The organism is Curtobacterium sp. PhB142 (assembly GCF_004341255.1).
GTDB lineage: Bacteria > Actinomycetota > Actinomycetes > Actinomycetales > Microbacteriaceae > Curtobacterium.
Window position 1 is genome coordinate 525,595 of the sequence record NZ_SLUT01000001.1, and the last position, 21,801, is coordinate 547,395.

Sequence of the window (21,801 nt, forward strand, 5' to 3'; positions counted from 1 at the left end):
CTCAGCAGCGAACCACGATTGCGACGTTCCACGTGGAACATCGACCCTCACGCACTCCGATGTTCCACGTGGAACGTCGAGCTTGCAGATCAGGCGTGGTGGTCGCGGATCGCCTGCTCGGCGAGCTCGGCGTACGTCCACCCGAGATCGAACCCCGATGCGGAGAGAGCCTGCGGCAGCAGGGATGTCTCGGTCAGACCCGGGAGCACGTTGGCTTCGAGGAACCACGGCGTTCCGGCGCCGTCGATGATGAGGTCCACACGGGACAGGTGGCGGAGGCCGAGGGCTGTGTGCGCCGCGACAGCGGCGTCGGCTGCAGCGGTCGCGAACTCGTCAGACAGTCGGGCGGGGGTGTAGAACGTCGTCTCCCCCGCGTTGTACCGCGCCTCGAAGCCGTAGATGCCGTTCCGCGGAACGATCTCCACCGCGGAGAGCGCCACCGGCCCGTCGCCCGTGTCGATGATGCCGACCGCGACCTCGGTGCCGCGGATGAGCTGCTCGACCACGACGTCGTCGCAGTACGTGTAGGCCGTGACCATGGCGCGCGGCAGGTCGTTCACGTCGTCGACGAGGGTCACTCCCTGAGCGCTGCCGCCACGCGCCGGCTTCACGGCGAGCGGGACCGGGTGCTCCCCCGCGATGGCCTTGAGCACCCCGACGGCGCCGAGCTCGCGGAACACGTCGTGGGACAGCGTGACGGATCGAGGGGTGCGGACGCCCGCCCGCGCGACCAGCGCTGACGCCGTCGGCTTGTCCCATGCCAACCGGGCCGACGTGGAACGTGAGCCGACGAACGGGATGTCCACCGCCTCCAGGATGCCCCGCAGGGCCCCGTCTTCACCGGAGGCGCCGTGCAGAGCCGGCCACACGACGTCCGGGCGGGACTCGGCGAGAGCCGGCAGCAGCAGCGCGTCGGCGTCGCGGAGATCAACCTGCCAGCCGTACCCGGTCAGCGAGTCGGCGACGCGCCGACCGGAGCGCAGGGAGACGTCACGCTCGTGCGAGATCCCTCCGGCGACGACGACGACGTGACGACGAGTGAGCTCAGCCATGGGGGTCCTCCGGTGTGGAACGACGGTGCTGGTGGGCCACACACCGCGGAAAAATGCTGATCAGGAGATGTTCGGCGGCGGAGCGCTGACCGAGGACGTCTCGCGGACGACGCTGTTCGGCCGAGTCGTCGGACCGAACGTCTCGAGCAGCTCAAGCTCGTCGTTGACGACGTTGGCGAGCCGCTTCACGCCGACGCGGATCTGCTCGGGGGTCGGGTAGCAGAACGACAGGCGGATGTGCCCGCCGCCACGACCGTCAGCGTAGAAGGCCGTCCCCGGCGTGTAGGCGACGAGTTCCTTCACGGCGCGCGGCAGCATGCCCTTCGAGTCGAGGGACTCGGGGAGCGTCAGCCAGACGAAGAAGCCACCGTTCGGCTTCGTCCAGGACAGGTCCGGCAGGAACTCTCCCAGGGCGGACAGCATGGCGTCGCGGCGCTCTGCGTAGATGCCCCGGAAGGTGTCGACCTGACCCTTCCAGTCCGCGGCGTCCAGGTAGGCGTTCACGACGTACTGCCCGAAGGAGTTCGGGGCGAGGACGGCGGACTCGTTGGCGAGCACGAGCTTCTCGCGGATGGCGTGCGGTGCGAGCGCCCAGCCGACCCGGAAACCGGGTGCGAGGGTCTTCGAGAAGGACCCCAGGTACACGACGCCCTCTTCGTCGATGGAACGGATCGCCTGCGGTGCCGGCTCGTCGAACCAGAGGAGTCCGTAGGGGTTGTCCTCGAGCACCAGGATGTTGTTCGACCGGCAGATGTCGAGCACCTCGATGCGGCGCTCCCGGCTCATGGTGACGCCGGCCGGGTTGTGGAAGTTGGGGATCGTGTAGAGGAACTTGATCCGCTTGCCCTGCGTGCGGAGGTTCGCGATCGCCTCACGCAGCGCCTCGGGCACCAGACCGAGCTCGTCGGTCGTCACGTGGACGGTCTCGGCCTGGTACGACCGGAACACACCGATCGCGCCGACGTAGGACGGGGACTCGGCGAGGACGACGTCGCCCGGATCGATGAAGAGCCGCGTGACGAGGTCGAGCGCGTGCTGCGAGCCCGTCGTCACGACGACGTCCTCGGCACTGGCACGGATGCCCTCGAGGCTCATGACGTCCACGATGTGCTCGCGGAGGGACCGCAGACCCTGTCCGCCGCCGTACTGCAGGGCCATGGCCGCGTGCTCGTTCATGACGCGGTCCAGGGAGCCCGTGACGAGCTCTCTCGGCAGCGCCGAGACGAACGGCATGCCGCCGGCCAGCGAGACCACCTCGGGGCGCGAGGCGACGGCGAACAGGGCTCGGACCTCGGAGGCGCTCAGCCCGGCGGTGCGCTGGGCGTAGGAGTCGTACCAGGGGTCGAGGCTGTTGCCGTTCGTCATACCGTGCTCCGATCAGTGAGACATTCCCGCCACACTACGACATCGACCCCGGAAGCCCGGGCTGCGCGGTGGGGGCCGATCCGCAACGGGTGGCATGCGAACGCCCTGCACAGAGAGATTTGCATCGCTCCGTCCAATAGTCCCGTAACGAACTTATAACATCAAACGTGAAATTTAGAGTGTGAACACTACCGTCGATTCGAGACCGCGATGGTCTCAGCGGGGGCTGACGCAATCCAGCCCAGGTGCATCGGAAGGCAGACAGACAATGAGGTTCAGCAAGTCATTCTCGATCTTCGTGGCGACGGCCGTGGCCAGTACGTTCTTCCTCGGAGGAACAGCTGCGCAAGCCTCGCCCGGCGACCCGCGTGCTCAACTGGGGCCCTGTAACTCGCCCCAGGCCATCAAGTTCTCCAACAGCGGGATCAACGGGGGCACATCAACCATTCAGAACTGCTTCACCTCCAAGAAGCGTGTCGCCATGAGGATTCACAACGTCGTTGGTCTGATCGGTTGGGATCAGAACGGCAGCTGTGTGACTTTGAATCCGGGAGCGAAGACCAGCATGCGAAACGCGACGACGAGTTACGGCTTCGGTTGGGTGTCCTGCTGACGGGGAGGTCGCGCCACCAGCGCACTTCGACGGCCGAACGGTCCTGAACAAGAAGGCGCCCCGCCCTCCGATGCAATGGAGGGCGGGGCGTTCGTGGTGCGGGTGCGACCTACGCGAGGAACTCGGCGAGGTCGGCCTCGAGCGCGGGCTTCGGCTTGGCGCCGATGACGGTCTTGACGACCTCGCCGCCCTTGAAGACCTTCATCGCCGGGATCGAGGTGATCTGGTAGTTCATGGCCGACTGGGGGTTGTCGTCCACGTTGAGCTTCACGATCTCGATCTTGCCGGCGTGCTCTTCGGCGATCTGGTCGAGGATCGGCGAGACAGCGCGACACGGGCCGCACCACTCGGCCCAGAAGTCGACGAGGATCGTCTTGTCGGACTTGAGGACCTCGTCCGAGAAGGTGGCGTCGGTGACAGCCTTTGCGTTGGACATGGGTGTCCTTTCGTGAGAAGTCGGTACTGGGTGTGGAACCGCGGACGGGCCCCCGGCATTCCGGGGGCCGTACGGGTCAGGCGGAGATGGTGACCGGCTCGACCGGGGTCTCGCTCGCAGCAGCGTCGGTCAGCGTGTCCTCGAGGTCGGCGAGGTACTTCTCGGCGTCGAGCGCGGCGACGGCACCGGAACCGGCGGCCGTGATGGCCTGGCGGTAGGTGTGGTCGAGCACGTCGCCCGCGACGAAGACCCCGGGGACGCCGACGGCCTTGGACGTGCGGCCCTCGACGGCGATGGTGCCCTCGGGAGCGAGCTCGAGCTGACCGTGCACGAGGTGCACGCGGGGGTCGTTGCCGATCGCGATGAACAGGCCGTCGAGGGCGAGTTCGCTCTCGGTGCCGTCCACGGTGTCCTTGAGGGTCACGCCGGTCACTGCGGAGTCACCCTGGATGCCGATGACCTCCTTGTTCCACGCGAACTCGATCTTCGGGTCGTTGTGAGCACGGTCCTGCATGATCTTCGACGCGCGGAGGGTGTCCTTGCGGTGGATCACGGTCACCTTGTCGGCAAAACGGGTGAGGAACGTCGCTTCTTCCATCGCGGAGTCGCCACCGCCGACCACGGCGATGTTCTTCTGCCGGAAGAAGAAGCCGTCGCAGGTCGCGCACCACGAGACACCGTGGCCCGAGAGGCGCTCTTCGTCGGCGATCCCGAGGTGGCGGTACGCCGAACCGGTCGCGTAGATGACCGCGAGGGCTTCGTACGTCTCGCCGGAGCCGACGGTGACCTTCTTCACGTCGCCGGTGAGGTCGACGGAGACGGCGTCGTCGTACAGGACCTCAGCGCCGAACTTCTCGGCCTGTTCCTGCATCTTGATCATGAGGTCGGGGCCCTGGATCCCCTCGGGGAAGCCCGGGAAGTTCTCGACCTCGGTCGTCTTGGTGAGTTCCCCGCCCGTCTCGACGCTGGACGCGACGATGAGCGGCTTGAGCTCTGCGCGCGCGGCGTAGATGCCGGCGGTGAACCCGGCCGGACCGGAACCGATGATGATGAGCTGGCGCATGCCTGACTGCCCTTCCGTTGCGTGCTGACCGGGTCAACACATGGTACCGGCGCGGCATTCCGCGACGTCCGGGAAGCGTGCGGTCAGCGACCGAGCTTGCTCTTCACCATGCCGACGGCGTTCTTGATCTCGCCGTTCTTGGCGACGACGAGCGCCCCGAAGTACACGAGGACCATGACGGCGCCGGTCAGGACGATGGTGATGAGTGCCCCGGTGCGGTCGGACATCGCGAACCCGGCTGCGGAGAACGCGCCGAAGAAGTTGACGACCAGCAGGCCGACGACGCCGGCGATCAAGGCCGCGATGATGAACTGCACGTGCGAGCGGGTCACGACCGGTCCCTCGATGCTGCCGAGCTTCCGACGCACCAGGACGAGGGCGACGATCGTCTGCGCGGTGCCGGCGAGCGTCGTGCACGCGGCCACACCGATGCCGATCACGGAGGTCGGGAACGTCGACACCGCGAGGGCACCGATGACGAACAGGACGGACTGGATGCACTGCATCAGGAACGGGGTCCGGTGGTCGTGCATGGCCCAGAACACGCGCTGGATGATGAACAACATGCTGAACAGCACCAGGCCCGGCATGTAGGCGACCAGGACGGCACCGACCTGCAGGGCGCTCTCGAACGTGCCCTCGTAGAGCCGGCCGAACGGCACCGCGACGACGACCAGCGCCACGGACGCGAAGACCGTGAAGAGTCCGACGATGCGCAGGGACAGCGACAGGTTCCGTCGGACTGATGCCAGGTCGCCGCGTGCAGCATCGTGGCTCATCCGGGTGAAGTATGCCGTCGCGATGGAGACCGTGATGATCGAGTGCGGCAGCATGAAGATGAGCCACGCGTTGCCGAGCACCGCGTTGCCGGGTCCGTCGCCCTGACCCTTCCACGCGACCGCGGACTGCACGATGCCGGCGACCTGGGTCACCAGGATCATCGCGAAGAGCCAGCCGGCAGCGGTTCCCGTCGACTTCAGGCCGACGCCGCGCCACCGGAAGTCCGGCCGGAAGGACAGCCCTGCTCGCCGCCAGAACAGCGGGAGGAACGCCGCCTGGGCGAACACACCGAACGAGGCGCTGCCGGCGAGGAGCGCGATCTTCGCCGGCGTCCAATCGTCGAGGGCGCTGCCGCTCGTGCCGTACAGGGCGATGAACACCACGAGCCCGGCGATCGCGATGACGTTGTTGAGCAGCGGTGCCCAGGTGAACGGACCGAACACCTGCTTGGCGTTGAGGACCTCACCGAGCAGCGAGTACATCGCGTAGAACAGGATCTGCGGCAGGCACCAGAACGCGAAGGCGATGGCGAGGTCGGTCGCAGCGGGACTCCGGGTGTCCGAGGACGTCGTGTACAGGCGGACCAGGAGCGGCGCCAGTGCCGTCGCGACGATCGTGATGACGATGAAGACCGACCCGCCGAGCGTCACGATCTTGTTGACGTACGCCTGTCCGCCGTCCGTGCCGTTCTTCATGGCGCGGACGATCTGCGGGATGAGCACGGCCGACAGCAGGCCACCCGCGATGAGCGCGTAGATGTTGTTCGGCAGCTGGTTCGCGACGGCGAACGCGTTCGCCGAGGGGCTCTTGTTCTGCCCGATGGCGTACGCGAGCACGAAGGTCTTCGCGAAGCCGAGGATCCGGCTCACCATCGTCCCCGCCGCGAGCATCGCACTCGCACGCCCCAGGCTTCGCTCCGCGACCGGTTCCGCGTCGACGTCGGGCTGGGGCTGGGTGGCGCTGATGGTCGGCTCCTCGGGGTCGCGGGCGTCCGCGACGCGGCTGGTACGGGCGTCGGACGGGAGGCCCGGCTCGGCCCCGGCACGGGCGATCGCGTCCTGCAGGCGGTCGCCACCAGGAGCCGCGACAGCGGCCGTTCCGGAGCCGGCCACGGCGAACGCGGTGGGCGCCTCGGCGCGGTGATCCGGGCCTCCCGGTCCGGCGACCGATCCCGCGGACGGAGCAGCCGCGCCGGGCGCACCCGGCTGCACGGCGAGCGGGCGGTTGGGGTCGTCGTCGTCCTCGTCGTCGAGTTCGCCGTTGCGACGACGGATGCGCTTCCGGATGCTGCGGAAGATCCCGAAGCCGAAGATCGCGATCAGGGCGACCGCTGCGGCGGCGGTGATGACCGTCTCCCACTGCGCCTGGACGTTGAGTTCGACGGTGGCCGGCTGCGCGATGGCGACGCCGGTCGGGCTCGACAGGGACATCGTCAGCTCGACCTTGCCGTTCGCGACGGACTGCACGGGGACGGTCGCTCGGGTCGAGGAGTCCGGTTGGATCTCGACGACGATGTCGTTGCGGACGATCCGGAGGGCGGAGTTCGACGGCTGGACGGCCAGGTGCACCGTCACCGGGTAGTCCGAGCTGTTGCGGATGGACACCGGCAGCGAGGACCGGTCGCCGAGCAGGGTCAGGCTGCTCGAGTCGACGATCCCGACCTCGGTGGTCTGCTTCGCCCAGGCCGCTGTGCGGACGTCGACCGCGGCCTGGAGCCCGTCGTCGTCCCCGCGCCACGCGTTCGAGGCGATGGCGAGCAGCCGGAGGCGTGCGGGAGCCGTCAGTTCAGCGGGGGTGTCGAGGATGGTGGCGAACGCGGAGAGCCCCTGTTCGCCCTGCACGAGGCGCTTGAGTTGTGCGATGCGGTCGGCCCCGGTGGACGCACTGTTGAGCGTGAGCGACCCCGCCGTGGCGTCCGACGCCGTGGAGAGGTCGGCCGGTGCCACCCAGGCGGTGCTCTCGAGGGCGTCGAGGGTCTGGCTGAGGCGTGTGGAGTCCGAGGGCCAGTCGCGACCGAGGGTCAGCAAGATCGGCCCCGTGGCGGTGCCGTCGCGCGCCGAGGTGGCGAGCGTCGCCGTGAGCTCGGACATCGCCGACGACCAGCTCTGGCGGTCCGGTGCGGTCGCGGCGTCGCGCAGCAGGGACGACATCGACTGGTCCGACACGAGGACGTGGTCGTCGCCGATCTTCTCCGACGCCGAGACCGTGGCGTTCGCGCCGGCGGAGGTGTTCCCGCTCGACACGATGGTGGTGTCCTTGTCGGCCCGCTGCAGTGCCGTGAGGTCGGCCGCGGTCACGGTGCCGTCCGCCGGCCACGCGATGGAGTCCATCGAGTACGGGAAGTCCAGCAGCTGCTCGGTCGTCGGCAGCGTCTCCGCGGTCTCGCCCGAGCCGGCGTCGGTGGTGGCGTCGTCGCTCGGGGACGCGGTGCTGCTCGGGGTCGTCGTCTGCCCGGGCGTCGCGGTCGGGGTCGGTGCGGGGGTCTCGGCGCCGGGGAAGTTCTCGGTCTTCACGGACTGGTCGAGCGAGATCGGGGCGAGGATGCCGTCCGACCCGGCTTGGCGCAGCCCGGTGACGTCGGCGTCGGCGTAGGACAACGCGAAGGTCTCGTTGCGCAGGGACTCGAGGCGCTGGAGCCACGCGGTCGCCGCGGACGGCGCGTTCTCGCCGAGGATCCGGATCGAGGCGATGATGCGGGGGTCGACCGCGACGGCGACGTTGTGGTCCTCGGCGGCGTCGAGCTGCTGGGTGAGGGTGCCGTCCACCGAGGTCGCGGCGGCGAGGACGGCCGCGCTGAGGATGCCGTCCGTGGACTTCGGGACCGTCACCGGCATCGCGACGGAGACGCTGACCGGCACCTGCTCGAAGTCCGGGTACCAGGTGATCGCGGAGCGGGCGACGGCGAAGGTCTCACCGGCCGTGTACTCCGCCGCGATGCGCCGCGCACCGAACGAGGAGTACCCGCCGAGTGCCACGTTGCCCGAGACGATCTCGACCGAGTCGATGGTGACCGATCGGTGCGCCGGGACCTCCGGGATGTCCACGGAGTCCATCGGGGCGCCGAGGTAACCGGTCGTGGTGGTGTCGGCGAGCCAGTCGGCGAGGACGTCCCGCGTGCTCACGGAGCGGAAGATGTCGAACTCCGCGGTGCCGGCGGGCAGCGCGGCGTCGGTGTCGTTCGTGACGGTCACCGAGAGGGTGAGGTCCTGGTCGCGCTGGACGATCCCACGGTGCGCGGGGGCGACCGAGATCGTGGCCTTGCCCGCATCGGCAGCAGCCGGATCGGCGAGGTGGGTCTTGGCCGACGACACCGTCGCAGCATCGGCGTGCGGGGCGCTGACGGGCGCGACGACCAGGCCGAGCGCGACGAGGGTCGACGCGGCTGCGGCGAGCGTGGTGCGGAGGATGTGCATACGGAAGCGGGCCACGGGGTCGGTTCGGGCCGAGCACGAGTGTATGAGGCGTGACCATGAACAGGTCCCGTGCGCGCGGGGTTGTGGAGAACTCGGGGCCTCGATCTGGGAGGATGAGCACCGTCATGCAGTCCGTTGCCCAGGCCGTCGAACGACTCGACGCACTCGCCACCACCGAGCCCGTCGACCTCCTCGCTCGGGCCTTCGCCGACGCCGGACACGAGCTGGCCCTGGTCGGTGGACCCGTGCGGGACGCCTTCCTCGGTCGTCCCGTCACCGACCTCGACTTCACGACGAGTGCGCGTCCGGACGAGATCCTGGCGATCGTGGAGCCGATCGCGAGCACCACGTGGGACGTCGGGCGGCAGTTCGGCACGATCGCCGCTCTGGTCCGCGGCGAACAGGTCGAGATCACCACCTACCGCAGCGACGTGTACGACGGCGAGACCCGCAAGCCCGAGGTCGCGTTCGGCGACACCATCGAGGACGACCTGCTCCGCCGCGACTTCACCGTCAACGCGATGGCGCTCCGGCTGCCCGCTCGGGAGCTCGTCGACGTGCACGGCGGCGTCGAGGACCTGCTGGCCGCACGACTCCGCACCCCGCAGGCCGCCGTGGTGTCGTTCCGCGACGACCCGCTCCGGATGATGCGGGCTGCGCGGTTCACCTCGCAGCTCGGGTTCACCGTCGACGACGACGTCCGTGCCGCCATGCAGGACCTCGTCGACTCCATCGACATCGTGTCCGCCGAGCGGGTGCGCGACGAACTCGTCAAGCTGCTCGGCACGGGCGACCCCGTGCCGGGCATCCGCCTGCTCGTGGACACCGGGCTGGCGCAGCGGTTCCTGCCCGAGCTGCCCGAGATGCAGCTCGAGATCGACGAGCACCACCACCACAAGGACGTCTACGAGCACTCCCTGACCGTGCTCGAACAGGCGATCGGCTACGAGGCCGAGCGGCACGCGGGCGACCCCCCGGACACCGTGCTGCGGCTCGCGGCGCTGCTGCACGACATCGGCAAGCCCGCCACCCGCAAGCTCGAGCCGGGCGGCGCCGTCAGCTTCCACCACCACGACCTGGTCGGCTCGAAGCTCGCGAAGAAGCGGCTCCGGGCCCTGCGCTTCGACAACGACACCATCGCCGCGGTGTCCCGCCTGATCGAGCTGCACCTGCGGTTCTTCGGGTACACCGACGGTGCCTGGACCGACTCGGCCGTCCGGCGCTACGTCCGCGACGCCGGCCCGCAGCTCGAACGGCTGCACGAGCTCACCCGCTCGGACGTCACCACGCGGAACCGTCGCAAGGCCGATCGCCTGGCGTTCGCGTACGACGACCTCGAGGAGCGGATCCGCGTCCTGGCCGACCAAGAGGAGCTGGACTCGATCCGGCCCGACCTGACCGGCGACGACATCATGCGGATCCTCGACATCCCGCCGGGGCGTGCCGTGGGCGAGGCCTACCGCTTCCTGCTCGAGGCGCGGATGGACGACGGGCCGCTCGGCGCCGACGCTGCCGAGGCGCGCCTGCGCGACTGGTGGGCCGCTCGGGACGCGACCGCCTGACGGACGCGACGGTTCTCCACAGACCGGTGGCGCGCCTCCAGGCCGTCGGGTAGTCTGTGCAGGTTGCCCGGCGCGTGTCTGCGTGCCGTGGCACATGCATCAACCCTCCTGCCCCGGGAACTGCCCGGGGCCGCTGAGACCAGAGGAGGTGGGTTCCGCATGCACCAGTACGAACTGATGGCGATCCTCGACCCCGAGATCGATGAGCGCACCGTCGCTCCCAGCCTGGACAAGTTCCTCGCTGTCATCCGCAACGACGGTGGCACCGTCGACAACGTGGACGTCTGGGGCCGTCGCCGGCTCGCTTACGAGATCGCCAAGAAGTCCGAGGGCATCTACGCCGTCGTCGACTTCACGTCCTCGCCCGAGGCCGCCAAGGAGCTCGACCGTCAGCTCGGTCTCTCCGAGGCCGTGCTCCGCACGAAGGTCCTCCGCGCCGAAGAGGGCATCGCGCAGGTCGCCGCCCAGAAGCAGCGCGACGAGGCACGCGCAGCCCGCAAGGCTGCCAACGCCTCCGCAACCGCGACCGCCGAGTAACCCGTGGCCGGCGAAACCGTCATCACGGTGGTGGGCAACCTCACCGCGGACCCCGAGCTGCGGTACACGCAGAACGGGCTCGCAGTGGCGAACTTCACCATCGCCTCCACGCCTCGCACGTTCGACCGTCAGGCGAACGAGTGGAAGGACGGCGACGCGCTGTTCCTCCGGGCGAGTGTGTGGCGGGAGTTCGCCGAGCACGTGGCGGGGTCGCTGACGAAGGGCTCGCGCGTCATCGCGCAGGGTCGTCTGCGTCAGCGTTCCTACCAGGACCGTGAGGGTCAGCAGCGCACGAGCATCGAGCTCGAGGTCGACGAGATCGGCCCGTCGCTCCGGTACGCGACCGCACAGATCACCCGCGCAGCGGGTGGCGGCGGCGGTCGTGGCCAGGTCGGCGGAGGCAACGGCGGCGGTCAGCAGGGCGGCGGCAATGGCGGCTGGAACAACAACGGTGGCGGCAACGCCTCCGCTGGCGGCCAGTCGGACGAGCCGTGGTCCCCGCAGGGTGGCCAGCAGGGCGGCGGCAACGCACAGTCGAACGACGTGTGGAGCACCCCCGGCGGCAACTTCGACGACGAGACCCCGTTCTGATCCTCCTGGTTCCGACGGACACACAACTTTTCTTCTAAGGACAAATCACTATGGCTGGAAAGAGCACCGGCGACCGCCGGAAGCCTCGCGGCAAGGGCGGCAAGAACGCCGCTCCCGCGAAGTCGATCAAGGTCGGCGTCATCGACTACAAGGACGTTGCGACCCTTCGCAAGTTCATCTCGGAGCGTGGAAAGATCCGCGCCCGTCGCATCACCGGCGTCTCCGTCCAGGAGCAGCGCCTCATCGCCCGTGCCGTGAAGAACGCCCGTGAGATGGCGCTCCTCCCCTACGCCGGCTCCGGCCGCTGATCGGAGGTCGACACATGTCGAAGCTCATCCTCACCCACGAGGTCTCCGGCCTCGGTTCCGCTGGTGACGTCGTCGACGTCAAGAACGGCTACGCCCGCAACTACCTCATCCCCCAGGGCTTCGCTGTCGCGTGGTCCAAGGGCGGCGAGAAGCAGGTCGAGTCGATCCGTGCCGCGCGCACCGCGCGTGAGCTCGCCACCATCGAAGAGGCACAGGACCTCAAGATGAAGCTCGAGAACGCGACCATCTCCCTGGCGGTCAAGGCCGGGAAGGACGGTCGTCTGTTCGGCTCCGTCCGTCCGGGCGACGTCGCTGACGCCGTCCAGGCGCAGGGCGTCGGCTCGCTCGACAAGCGCAAGGTCGAGGTCCCCGCGACCATCAAGACCGTCGGTGACCACGAGGCCACCGTGCGTCTGCGCGAGGACATCACTGCCGTGATCTCGCTCAAGGTCGTCGCTGCCAAGTAGCACTGACGTTCCGCTCCACGACGGGCGGGTCTCCTCCGGGAGGCCCGCCCGTCGTTGCGTTGGTGGGGTGTGGGGCGGGGCGCGGGGCGCGGGGCGTGCGGGGTTCACTTGGTGAGCAGAAAAGGTCGGGTCCCGATCCCCCACTCGACATCTTCTGCTCACCATCAACGCACGGTCGTCCAGAACGGCCGGGAGGCCCGGCTCGGCTTGCACGGGCGGGTTCGGCTTGGCTGGCCGGTTACCTCTCAGGCACGGCCCGGCTTGCTGGGAACGGCCCGAGAACACTTCCCACAGGAGGGGTGCTTGTCAAGTCGTTTTACACAGCAGAAACGTGTCAAATCGGAACCTTCAAGGCGTACTTGAACCCCACTTTTCCACACACCGTGTGAACATGAAAACCCCCGGTCAGGTGGTCGAAAGTGTGTTCCCATGGCCATGTTTCCACAGGCTCGTCCACAGTTCTCCACACAGCATTCCGGCGTGTTCCGCAATCCCTCCACAGAGTTATCCACAGGGCCGTTTGTTGGGGATAACTCTGCGGCCGTAGCTTGGCCCAGCGACTCGGGGATGTCAGTCGCTGGGGGTAGAAAGTCGTTGCAGGTGTCGGACCACCGTGTCCAGCCCTGCGTCGTTCAACAGAGGAGAAAGTGTGTCGATCGCGCATCTTGAGCCCGCACCGCAGGAGTACGCGGAGCGCGGCATGGAACGCACCCCGCCGCACGACCTGTTGGCCGAACAGTCGACCATCGGCGGCATGCTCCTGTCGAAGGACGCCGTCGCCGACGTCATCGAGACCGCTCGTGGCGTGGACTTCTACGTCCCGAAGCACGAGGTCATCTTCGACGCAATCCTGTCGCTCTACTCGCACGGCGAGCCCACCGACGTCATCGCGGTCACCGACGAGCTGACCAAGACCGGTCTGCTCTCCCGCGGTGGCGGCGCCGAGTACCTGCACAGCGTGACGAGCATGGTGCCGACCGCGGCCAACGCGGGGTACTACGCCGGGATCGTCGCCGAGAAGGCCGTGCTCCGTCGCCTCGTCGACGCCGGTACCCGCATCGTGCAGATGGGCTACGCCTCCGAAGGCGAGGTCACCGACCTCGTCAACAGCGCGCAGGCCGAGGTCTACAACGTCGCTGGTGGCGTGCAGACCGAGGACTACGTCCCCCTGACCGACGCCATCTCCGCCGCCCTCGACGAGATCGAGGCCGCCAAGGGGCGTGACGGCCAGATGACCGGCGTGCCGACCGGTTTCGCGCAGCTCGACGGCCTGACGAACGGCTTCCACCCCGGCCAGCTCATCATCGTCGCCGCACGACCCGCCCTCGGTAAGTCCACGCTCGCGCTCGACCTGTGCCGCGCCGCGGCGATCAAGCACGACCAGACCGCCGCCTTCTTCTCGCTCGAGATGGGTCGCGCCGAGATCGCCATGCGTCTGCTGTCCGCCGAGACCAGCGTGCCGCTGCAGAACATGCGCAAGGGCACCGTCGACTCCCGCGACTGGACCACCATCGCGCAGACCCGCGGGCGCATCAACGACGCGCCGTTCTTCATCGACGACTCCCCCAACATGACGCTGGTCGAGATCCGCGCCAAGTGCCGTCGACTCAAGCAGCAGCACAACCTCAAGCTCGTCGTCATCGACTACCTGCAGCTGATGACCTCGGGCAAGAAGGTCGAGAGCCGCCAGCAAGAGGTCTCCGAGTTCTCGCGTGCGCTCAAGCTGATGGCGAAGGAGCTCCAGGTCCCCGTCATCGCGCTGTCCCAGCTGAACCGTGGTCCCGAGCAGCGTGCCGACAAGAAGCCAGCGATCTCCGACCTGCGTGAGTCCGGGTCGATCGAGCAGGACGCCGACATGGTCATCCTGCTGCACCGCGAGTCGGCGTACGAGAAGGACAACCCGCGGCAGGGTGAGGCCGACCTGATCGTGGCGAAGCACCGTAATGGACCGACGGACACGATCACCGTGGCGTTCCACGGGATGTTCTCGCGGTTCGTGGACATGCCGCAGTAGGGCGGGTTGTGCGCGCAGCCTCAAAGTGTCGCCTGAGCGCGCAAAGTGTCGCCTTGTGGCGGAGCGACAGTTTGTATGCGCAGGCGACGCTTCGACGGCAGGAGACATGACGAGGCACTGGGACGCGACGGCGCCGACGGCCCCGACCTCAGTGGCGGCGGGTGGCGCCAGCGCACCGCGATGAGCTGATGACCCGCACGCTCACCGAGGGCGCGGGTCACCAGGCTCAGCCCGTCAACTTCGGTGGATTGGCCAGCAGCAGGCCGAGCACCTGCCGCGCGCACTGCGCGAAGTAGGGGTCACGGCTGAGGCGACAACACGGACATCGCGACGACGAGACCGACGTGCGCGAATACCATGGCGGCGACCGCGATGCTGATGAGCGGGACGGTGCGGGGTGGTGTCGACATTGTGTCCGCCTTCCGGGCGGAGTGTGCATCTCCGAAGGATGGCCAGGTTCGTGGAGGGGGTACCCCGAAGCGTTCGAAGCTTCTCGCAATCTATGCGCGGACTACCGCGGACGACGTGAGGTTTGTGCGAAGCGGGACTCTGCGGTGCCTCCGCAGCCTTCCGAATACCCCCGCTCAGGGTCCGTGGTTCATGCATTGCATCAGGCGGGGCTGCTCGGCGCCTGGTTGGTCCAGCGCGGAGGCAACGATCGGGTGCTCGATGGCACGTGCGACCCCCACGACGCGAGGCGCTGCCGACGCCGCACTGGCTCGCGGTAGTTGCACCCGACGGCGGCGTGTTACGTGCTCGTTTCGACTCTTGGGAAGCGGGAGCCCTGGTGCTGCAGCAGAGCACGTCAATTGGTGCCCCACCTGTCGGGCGCAGCAGGGTTCTGTTGGCTAGTCAAGCGCCCCGTCACTCTGGCAATGTCTCTGCATGCACCAAATCGCCGTCGCCGCCAGCGCCCTCAGCTTGGACTACTGGACGTACGCTGTCGCGATCATCGCGGGCCTTGGAAGCGGCATCGCTGCCGCTTACGTCACAGGACGTTCGAATCGTACGCTGGCCCTGTGGAAGCGCCGCGACGAGGCGTCGCGCGCGCTCTGGGCCTACCACCGAACACTGGTCGGGGTGGCGAATATGTCCTACTCAGATGCCGGGATCGACTGGGACTGGGGCACGATCGCAGTCACAAAGGCCACCTTGGAGGACGTGCGGACCGCCCAGTATCGCGCTCACGAGTACGCGACCTTCCTTCCGAAGGACAAACAGCATCTCGTCCGCGACGCGACCATCGACCAGGCTGACGAACGTGTGGGACAGCCCGAGGCTGAACTGACCTTCGCGGAGTCAGCTCAGAAGCTTGCGCATGAGCTAGAGGAAGTGCTGCTCAAAGCGTTCGGCGAGGAAGAGACGTCTCGTCAGCGACGTCAGCGACGTCGGCAGCGTGACGCGTAAGCCGGCCCGCTGACTGGGAGTCAGGAGCGGGCGCTGCTCGTCCGTTGACGCGAAACCTCCTCGCCCACATCGGCCAGGTCGGTGACCGACTGTGGGGCAAAGCCATCGATGTTGACGAACATCCCCTCCGGCTGGCCGAACCCGTCAACGTGCAGGCTGAGAACAGCATCATTGCTGATCCACGTCGCAACGAAGAACTTTCCAGCCCTCTGCTGCGTGCTCCGCTGTTCGTACCGGAGACCGTCCGACTCGGTGAGGTCGTATTCGGCCAGAGACTGCCCGGAGACGAACCACTCGCGTTGCGCATGGGGCGCGGCCGCATAGCTGAACAGCTTCTCGCCGAGGTAGTGGTTCCACTGCTCCTTGTAGTCCTCCACAAAGCGAACGGCGCGGGCCGCCTGTTCACGCTCAGCCTCTATCTGCTCTCGCGCGCGCTCGTCCGTACGGCGCTGGTGCGCAATCATCGCCTCGTTCAGCAGCTCATCTCGGGTAGCCATACCAAGAACGTAGCCGCCGCTGGAGACGCTCGATAGGGGAAGTGCGACCGGATGTGGTGACGCCGAGTCCTACGCATGGGGCTGCTCGGCCGAGGATGTGGACCGGTGCCCGAGCTGCCGGGCGGCGTAAGCCGACCTCAACCGCGGCCCGCCTGTGGAGAGCGTGTCCCCCACAGGCGGGCCCCGGCGAGTACCCAGAGGTCAGCTCGTGAGGAGCGGTGCCGTCACGGTGACGGCGATGCTCACCAACGTGGTCACGAGACTCACAACGGCGACGACTTCACTCGACGTGGCCGGCCGGCGTGGCGGCCGCGGCGTCCCCGTTACAGTCGTCTCCACGCTGAACGCGAAGACCTTCTTCTTCTTCTCCATGGGTTACTACCTCTCTGTGAGGTAGGCAGTACGCCTACCCACTGTTGTACGTGGCTCGCGAACCGAGTCTCAGACTGATACGCCAGTCGCGCTCCCACGGGCCACTGGGGACCCGCACACCCTCTATGCGCGGAAGGGCCCCCGAGTGGGCGTCCCTAAGACGAACGTCGTCCGGACACTCTCGAAAACTCGCGACACGCCGTTCTGAGCCCGTCCGATAGACCCGTCCGAAACTCGTCTCAGTGACCGGCCGTCATGCGAGACTCCCCGGCATGAACGGACAACTCGTTGGTTACGCCCTGTGCTCGATGGACGGTCAAGACCTCACCGAGCAGCGTGAGGCCCTGACGGCGCTCGGCGTGCCGGAGTCACGGATCTATGTCGACCACGGGCTCTCGGGAACGAATCGTGACCGTCCCGGTCTCGATACGGCGCTAGCTGCCTGCTGTGGTGGCACGACGCTGGTCGTGACGAAGCTTGATCGGCTGGCTCGGAGCCTTGTCAATGCGACGAGCATCGTGTCGGACCTGACCGATCGGGGCGCGAAGCTCAGCATCGGTGGAGCCGTGTACGACCTCCGGGAACCGGCGGGCCGACTGCTGTTTAACGTCCTCGGAATGGTGGCTGAGTTCGAAGCCGACCTCATCCGCCAGCGCACCAGGGAAAGTCTGCGAGTCGCGGCGGCGAAGGGCCGACTGCAAGGCCGGCCCCCGAAGTTGACCCCGAACCGGGAGCGGGCTCTGGTCGCGATGCGACGCGAGGTCAACGAGGATGGCGCACCGAAGCACACCGTAGCCGAGCTGGCCGAACTGTTCGACGTCGCTCGCGCGACCGTCTACAGAGCAGTGGAGCGAGCCCAGAGCGACGGCCGGCGTACACCCCGACGTTACCTCCAGTGAGAGTGCGGAGCGTGGCGTCCGGAGTCACGGAACGGCCTAAAGGTCCAGTTTTCTTGTGGATAACTACTTGCTTGTAATACTTTCTGAAGCCAATTTAATCAGTGGGTTCGCCCACCGATCGGCATGTACATGCGGATCGACCGCGCCTCCGGACGGGATCACGACACGGAAGGGATGAGGAACTTCTACACACCCACTCTCAGATGGAGGAGTCCCCGGTAGAATGAGAAGCCCCCCTCGGGGACATGAAACGACCTCCCGGAATCGACGTGTTAGCGCACGCCGGGGAGGCCGAATCATTTTCGCAATAAATGTCAAACCAAGGAAATCAAACATGGAAAACATGCTGAAAAAGTTGATCGGACGTGTCAATCGTATCGCTGACTGTACGAACATGTCCAACGTTGGCCGTAATGGCGGCGCGTACGAGAACGCGGTAGTGGTGCTCGCGTACGCGTGTCTCGTACACGAACTGGCTCCGGTAGTGCTCGCAGTCTTGAGGGCTGCGGGCCTGGCGTAAGCCGACGGAGAACGGGCGGGACGACCACTAGTCGTCCCGCCCGTTCTCGTTGAGTCAGCTCTGCTTGTGAGCAGCTTCGCTCTGTGTCGTCGTTTTCGCGGCGATCAGCGTCGCGCTCAATCGCGCGCGTCGAGTGCTGGCTACAGGTTCGGTGAGGGCTTGGACCGCCTCGCGGTGACTGGTTCAGCGTGGCGGGCGAGAGCCCGGTAGATGGTGGTGCGGCTGACGCCGAGAACGTCGCCGATCTGCGCAACGGTCATGTCCTGCTGCTCGTAGAGCCGTCGCGCGGTGCGCACCTGGTCTGCGGAAAGCCGTGTCGGCCGGCCGCCGGTGCGGCCGCGGGCTCGCGCGGCGGCGAGGCCGGCGTTGGTGCGTTCCTTGATGAGATCCCGTTCGAACTCCGCCAACGCAGCAAAGACGTGGAACACGAGCCGGCCACCGGGCGAGGTGGTGTCGATGGTCTCCTGCAGTGACCGAAACCCGATCCCGCGCTCGGCGAGGCCGTGCAACTGGTCGATGAGGTGCCGGATGGACCGGCCGAGCCGGTCAAGTCGCCAGACGACGAGGGTGTCCCCGGGGCGGAGCTGGTCGAGGAGCTTGTCGAGCTCGGGTCGGTGCTGGGGCGACCCAGACATGGTGTCAACGAACACTCGGTAGCAGCCGGCAGCGTTGAGCGCGTCGATCTGTAGCGACGCGTCCTGGTCGGTGGTGGACACGCGCGCGTACCCGAGGAGGTGACCCATGGGAAGAACGTATCGAAACTCGACCGACAGGCACGGTAGCGGCACGTAGATTCTGGGACTGAGTTTCGCAACAAGGCTCGCCGCTCCGAGCCAGGGTCCGACGTGCTCGGGCTTGCTTGTAGCGGAATCGGAGGTTTGTGGTACGAAACGGACACAGAGCTCTCCCCGACGATGGAGGGGGGTCTTTTTTGAGCGCTACTTCTTCGAAGCAGCCTTCGCCCGCTGCATGCGAGCGACGCGGCGGGCAGCCTTGTCACTCAGCACCGGCCACGCCTGTCGGATCGCGATCGCGATGAAGTTCATCGCGAGGGCGAATCCGACTGCGTAGCCAGCGGCAGCGGGGATCTCAATCGACAGGGGCATGGAACCTCCACCGTTCGATCTGCCAGCCCGTGGGCTGGCTCTCGGGAGCACGCCCAGTGCGTGCTCCGAGGTCTGTGGGCCTCGCGGTGCGAGGGACGGTTCATCGATGACCGAACCACGTGGGTGCCGCGATGAGCTCGCCGCGTGCACAGGTGCGGCTCGACACACTGGGCTCACCTCGCGTCGCGATCAGCTGTGGCTGGGAACGCTTTGTGGCGTGATTCCGACAATGCTGTGTGGCCTAGCTTGCCCTGTCGGCGTGGCCGGTCGGGTCAGGGCTGGCTGTGCTTGGCGTTTGCCTGGTCGTGGGTATCGGGGTGGTCACTCATCATGCGGAGCATGGGCCATGAGCCGCTGCGGGTGAAGACGACGAGCAGGAACGCCGCGACGAGCAGGAACACGATGTTGAGCCAGGTGGTGTAGTTCCAGCTGATCGAGGTCGTCACGATGGTGAGGTGCCGGTTCGTGGGGATAAGGTGCAGCGGGGTGAAGAGCAGTTCGACGGCGTAGCCGGCGAGGACCATGGCGCCGTAGAAGATCCCGGTGATGCGGAGGGCTGCTTTCCAGCCGTAGTACTTCCGGTAGATGATGATGATCGGGATGATGATCAGGTCGGCGAAGATGAAGCTGATCACACCGCCGAAGCTGATCCCACCGTTCCAGAGGACCGCTGCGAGGGGGACGTTGCCGACGGAGCAGACGAAGCTCACCATCGCCAGGATCGGTCCGATGAGCGGGTCGATCAGGAACGCGAGCGTCGGGTGTCCCTCGAGGAACAGTGCTTGCAGCCACGCCTTCGGGACCCAGGCGTCGAAGGCGCCGGCGATGAGTAGGCCGATGACGATGTCGCGGATGACGGATGCCCAGTCCATGACGAAGTACTGCGACACGCTCGTGAGCCCGGGCCTCGAGAACAGTCGCCGCCAGAAGCCCTGGTCGCCCTGCACGGACATGTCCATGGCTGCGTGGCCCTCCATCGCGCCGGCGAGGCCCTTGTCGGCCTGTTCGCGGGCGGCGTCGACGATCTTCCCGCGCATCCAGAGCCGGAACCCGAGGGCGATGAGGATGATCATCAGCGGTCCGCCGACGAACTCCGCTGCGGTGAACTGCCAGCCCATGACGAACGCGAGGATCAGGCCGAGCTCGACGACGAGGTTCGTGGAGGCGACCTCGAACGCCATGGCCGACGACAGGCTCGCGCCCTTGCGGAAGAGCGCCCGTGCGAGGGCGACGGCGGCGTAGGAGCAGGACGAGGACAGTGCGCCCAGGCCGGTTGCGACGCTGATCGCTCGGGGGGAGTCGTCGCGCATGAGCTTGGTGATCTGGTCGGTGCGGACGACGGCTTGGATGATGCCGGAGAGGGTGAAGCCGAGGATGAGGGGCCAGAGGATCTCCCACCCCATCGAGCCGGCTGCTACTAGGGCGTCACCGACTGCGTTGATCACGAACATATACACCTGCTTCTTCACGTCGCGGGCATATTCTGCCGCGACAGGGTGGTCACGAACGGGGAAGAACCGGTCACTTGGACGCGAGCATGTCCTTCATCTGCGTGATCTGCTCGGTCTGGCTCGACACGATTGACTTCGCCATCGCGACCGCGTCGGTGTTCTTGCCCTTGTCGACTTCGCTCCTGGCCATATCGACGGCGCCCTCGTGGTGCTGGACCATCTGCTGCAGGAACAGCTTCCCGGCGTCCTTCGCGGATGCCTGGTCAAGGTCGGTCATGTCGGAATCGGACATCATCCCGGACATGGAGTGCCCCGACCCAGGGTGCTCCGACTCCGTGGGCTCACCCCAGCCCTGCAGCCAGCTGGTGAGCTGAGTGATCTCCGGACCCTGCTCGGCCTTGATCTGCTTCGCCAGGGTGACGACGTTGGGGTCAACACCGTCGCCCTTGGCGAGGAGCACGTCGCTCATCTCGACGGCCTGCTCGTGGTGCGGCAGCATCATCTGCGCGAACATCACGTCCTGGTCGTTGTGCGCCGACGCGGCCGATCTCGACGAGGCGGACGAGCCCGCGTCGGAGCTGCTGTTGTTGGTGGAGCAGCTCGCGAGGGTCAGGCCGAGGGTGAGCGAGGCGGCGATCGCGAGGATGCGCGTGGTCGTGGTGGTGTGCATGGAAGGTCCGTTCCCGTGTATGCGTCAATTGGTCCGGGCAGGCGGATGCCTCCCGGTTCTGGGCATGCGGGAGCCGCCCTGCGGCGGTGTGGTCCCGCAGGGGGAGGATCAGATGCGGATGATCTGCAGTGCCGTCAGTGACGGTGGTTTCGGTGCTGCGATGTGGCGCGGCAGCCGGTCAGCCAGCGCAAGCAGTCGCGACAGCAGCGCGAGGACGCCGCCGGTCCGTGCGCGCACTAGCGCCCATGCGAACAGGGCGATCGTCAGCGCGCACGCCATCCCCATCAGCGAGCACATCAGCGCGCACATCAGCGCGCACAGGCCGCTGTCACAGCCGGCGTCGGTGAGGACCGTCAGCACCGCGGCCGCGGGAGCGGCATGCTCCCCGTGGCGGTTTGCGACGGCATGGACGTGCTCGGTGGTGGCGGCGGGAGCTGCCATCGGGTGCTCGTGGCCGGCCATCGTGTGCATCAGGACCGTGAACCCGACCAGCAGCAGCAGCGCCAACGTCGCTACGGCCTGCAACAGCAGCCGGCGACGCGGGGAGGCGGTGGTGGTGAGCATCAGTCTTTCGATCAGGTCGGTGAGTGTCGGAGTGTCGAGCTGCAGCGTTGAGCACGTCACAGTGCAAGGTAGATTTAATGGCACTGTACCCCCTGGGGGTATGTGCTGTCTGTG

Annotated in this window: 21 protein-coding genes; 9 read left to right on the forward strand and 12 right to left on the reverse strand. The window is 67.2% G+C overall.

From position 1 onward, the window contains the following. Nucleotides 1–89: 89 nt before the first annotated feature. Nucleotides 90–1,052 carry a D-alanine--D-alanine ligase gene (locus EDF31_RS02570; RefSeq protein WP_123937115.1) on the reverse strand — a complete coding sequence of 321 codons (963 nt, stop codon included), beginning with the start codon at nucleotides 1,050–1,052 and terminating at the stop codon, nucleotides 90–92. Between the two features lie 60 nt (nucleotides 1,053–1,112). Beyond that, a complete protein-coding gene (locus EDF31_RS02575) occupies nucleotides 1,113–2,417 on the reverse strand; it encodes a PLP-dependent aminotransferase family protein (RefSeq protein ID WP_131845080.1) in 1,305 nt (434 codons plus the stop codon). A gap of 268 nt (nucleotides 2,418–2,685) precedes the next feature. Between EDF31_RS02575 and EDF31_RS02580 the strand changes: the two genes are divergently transcribed. Then, nucleotides 2,686–3,030, forward strand: coding sequence for a hypothetical protein (locus EDF31_RS02580; protein ID WP_123937114.1), 345 nt, complete (start codon nucleotides 2,686–2,688; stop codon nucleotides 3,028–3,030). A 109-nt stretch (nucleotides 3,031–3,139) separates the two neighbouring features. On the opposite strand, the gene trxA is transcribed toward EDF31_RS02580, so the two are convergent. The 3 genes from trxA to EDF31_RS20235 form a co-directional block, all read right to left on the reverse strand. After that, entirely contained in the window at nucleotides 3,140–3,466 is a 327-nt protein-coding gene (gene trxA, locus EDF31_RS02585; protein ID WP_017887828.1) for a thioredoxin, read from the reverse strand. 76 nt (nucleotides 3,467–3,542) lie between these two features. Next, nucleotides 3,543–4,529 (reverse strand): thioredoxin-disulfide reductase, encoded by a 987-nt coding sequence (trxB, locus tag EDF31_RS02590; protein WP_131845081.1) that lies wholly within the window; start codon nucleotides 4,527–4,529, stop codon nucleotides 3,543–3,545. An 83-nt stretch (nucleotides 4,530–4,612) separates the two neighbouring features. Then, nucleotides 4,613–8,737: a DUF6049 family protein gene (locus EDF31_RS20235; RefSeq protein WP_243649813.1), complete on the reverse strand. Its 4,125-nt coding sequence runs from the start codon at nucleotides 8,735–8,737 to the stop codon at nucleotides 4,613–4,615. A gap of 110 nt (nucleotides 8,738–8,847) precedes the next feature. Here EDF31_RS20235 and EDF31_RS02600 point away from each other — a divergent pair, with 110 nt between their 5' ends. The 7 genes from EDF31_RS02600 (at nucleotide 8,848) to EDF31_RS02630 (ending at nucleotide 15,608) form a co-directional block, all read left to right on the forward strand. Continuing rightward, nucleotides 8,848–10,284 carry a CCA tRNA nucleotidyltransferase gene (locus EDF31_RS02600; protein ID WP_123937113.1) on the forward strand — a complete coding sequence of 479 codons (1,437 nt, stop codon included), beginning with the start codon at nucleotides 8,848–8,850 and terminating at the stop codon, nucleotides 10,282–10,284. A gap of 159 nt (nucleotides 10,285–10,443) precedes the next feature. Beyond that, nucleotides 10,444–10,821, forward strand: coding sequence for a 30S ribosomal protein S6 (gene rpsF, locus EDF31_RS02605; RefSeq protein ID WP_131845082.1), 378 nt, complete (start codon nucleotides 10,444–10,446; stop codon nucleotides 10,819–10,821). A 3-nt stretch (nucleotides 10,822–10,824) separates the two neighbouring features. Further along, nucleotides 10,825–11,412, forward strand: coding sequence for a single-stranded DNA-binding protein (locus EDF31_RS02610; protein WP_123311310.1), 588 nt, complete (start codon nucleotides 10,825–10,827; stop codon nucleotides 11,410–11,412). A gap of 50 nt (nucleotides 11,413–11,462) precedes the next feature. Continuing rightward, nucleotides 11,463–11,720, forward strand: a complete 258-nt coding sequence (rpsR, locus tag EDF31_RS02615) for a 30S ribosomal protein S18 (RefSeq protein ID WP_017887834.1) — start codon at nucleotides 11,463–11,465, stop codon at nucleotides 11,718–11,720. Nucleotides 11,721–11,734: 14 nt separating this feature from the next. Next, complete coding sequence (gene rplI, locus EDF31_RS02620) at nucleotides 11,735–12,187, forward strand: 50S ribosomal protein L9 (protein ID WP_111083665.1); 453 nt, start codon at nucleotides 11,735–11,737, stop codon at nucleotides 12,185–12,187. 649 nt (nucleotides 12,188–12,836) lie between these two features. Then, on the forward strand, nucleotides 12,837–14,201 hold the full coding sequence (dnaB, locus tag EDF31_RS02625) for a replicative DNA helicase (RefSeq protein WP_111083664.1): 1,365 nt from the start codon (nucleotides 12,837–12,839) through the stop codon (nucleotides 14,199–14,201). Between the two features lie 885 nt (nucleotides 14,202–15,086). Next, entirely contained in the window at nucleotides 15,087–15,608 is a 522-nt protein-coding gene (locus EDF31_RS02630) for a hypothetical protein (RefSeq protein ID WP_111057342.1), read from the forward strand. A 20-nt stretch (nucleotides 15,609–15,628) separates the two neighbouring features. Here the strand turns inward: EDF31_RS02630 and EDF31_RS02635 are convergent, their stop codons facing one another. Together EDF31_RS02635 and EDF31_RS19825 are read right to left on the reverse strand one after the other, a co-directional pair. Beyond that, on the reverse strand, nucleotides 15,629–16,105 hold the full coding sequence (locus EDF31_RS02635) for a hypothetical protein (protein WP_131845083.1): 477 nt from the start codon (nucleotides 16,103–16,105) through the stop codon (nucleotides 15,629–15,631). A gap of 201 nt (nucleotides 16,106–16,306) precedes the next feature. Next, entirely contained in the window at nucleotides 16,307–16,477 is a 171-nt protein-coding gene (locus EDF31_RS19825) for a hypothetical protein (RefSeq protein ID WP_165901308.1), read from the reverse strand. A gap of 272 nt (nucleotides 16,478–16,749) precedes the next feature. Between EDF31_RS19825 and EDF31_RS02640 the strand changes: the two genes are divergently transcribed. After that, nucleotides 16,750–17,376 carry a recombinase family protein gene (locus EDF31_RS02640; RefSeq protein WP_111057345.1) on the forward strand — a complete coding sequence of 209 codons (627 nt, stop codon included), beginning with the start codon at nucleotides 16,750–16,752 and terminating at the stop codon, nucleotides 17,374–17,376. Between the two features lie 660 nt (nucleotides 17,377–18,036). Here the strand turns inward: EDF31_RS02640 and EDF31_RS02645 are convergent. The 5 genes from EDF31_RS02645 to EDF31_RS02660 all read right to left on the reverse strand — a co-directional run bounded on the left by EDF31_RS02645 (nucleotide 18,037) and on the right by EDF31_RS02660 (nucleotide 21,687). After that, nucleotides 18,037–18,639, reverse strand: coding sequence for a recombinase family protein (locus EDF31_RS02645; RefSeq protein WP_131845084.1), 603 nt, complete (start codon nucleotides 18,637–18,639; stop codon nucleotides 18,037–18,039). A gap of 195 nt (nucleotides 18,640–18,834) precedes the next feature. Beyond that, on the reverse strand, nucleotides 18,835–19,002 hold the full coding sequence (locus tag EDF31_RS19830; RefSeq protein ID WP_165901042.1) for a hypothetical protein: 168 nt from the start codon (nucleotides 19,000–19,002) through the stop codon (nucleotides 18,835–18,837). Between the two features lie 272 nt (nucleotides 19,003–19,274). Continuing rightward, complete coding sequence (locus EDF31_RS02650) at nucleotides 19,275–20,471, reverse strand: permease (protein WP_200849224.1); 1,197 nt, start codon at nucleotides 20,469–20,471, stop codon at nucleotides 19,275–19,277. A gap of 52 nt (nucleotides 20,472–20,523) precedes the next feature. Then, nucleotides 20,524–21,123 (reverse strand): DUF305 domain-containing protein, encoded by a 600-nt coding sequence (locus EDF31_RS02655; protein WP_131845085.1) that lies wholly within the window; start codon nucleotides 21,121–21,123, stop codon nucleotides 20,524–20,526. Nucleotides 21,124–21,231: 108 nt separating this feature from the next. Beyond that, on the reverse strand, nucleotides 21,232–21,687 hold the full coding sequence (locus EDF31_RS02660; RefSeq protein WP_131845086.1) for a hypothetical protein: 456 nt from the start codon (nucleotides 21,685–21,687) through the stop codon (nucleotides 21,232–21,234). Nucleotides 21,688–21,801: the final 114 nt, after the last annotated feature.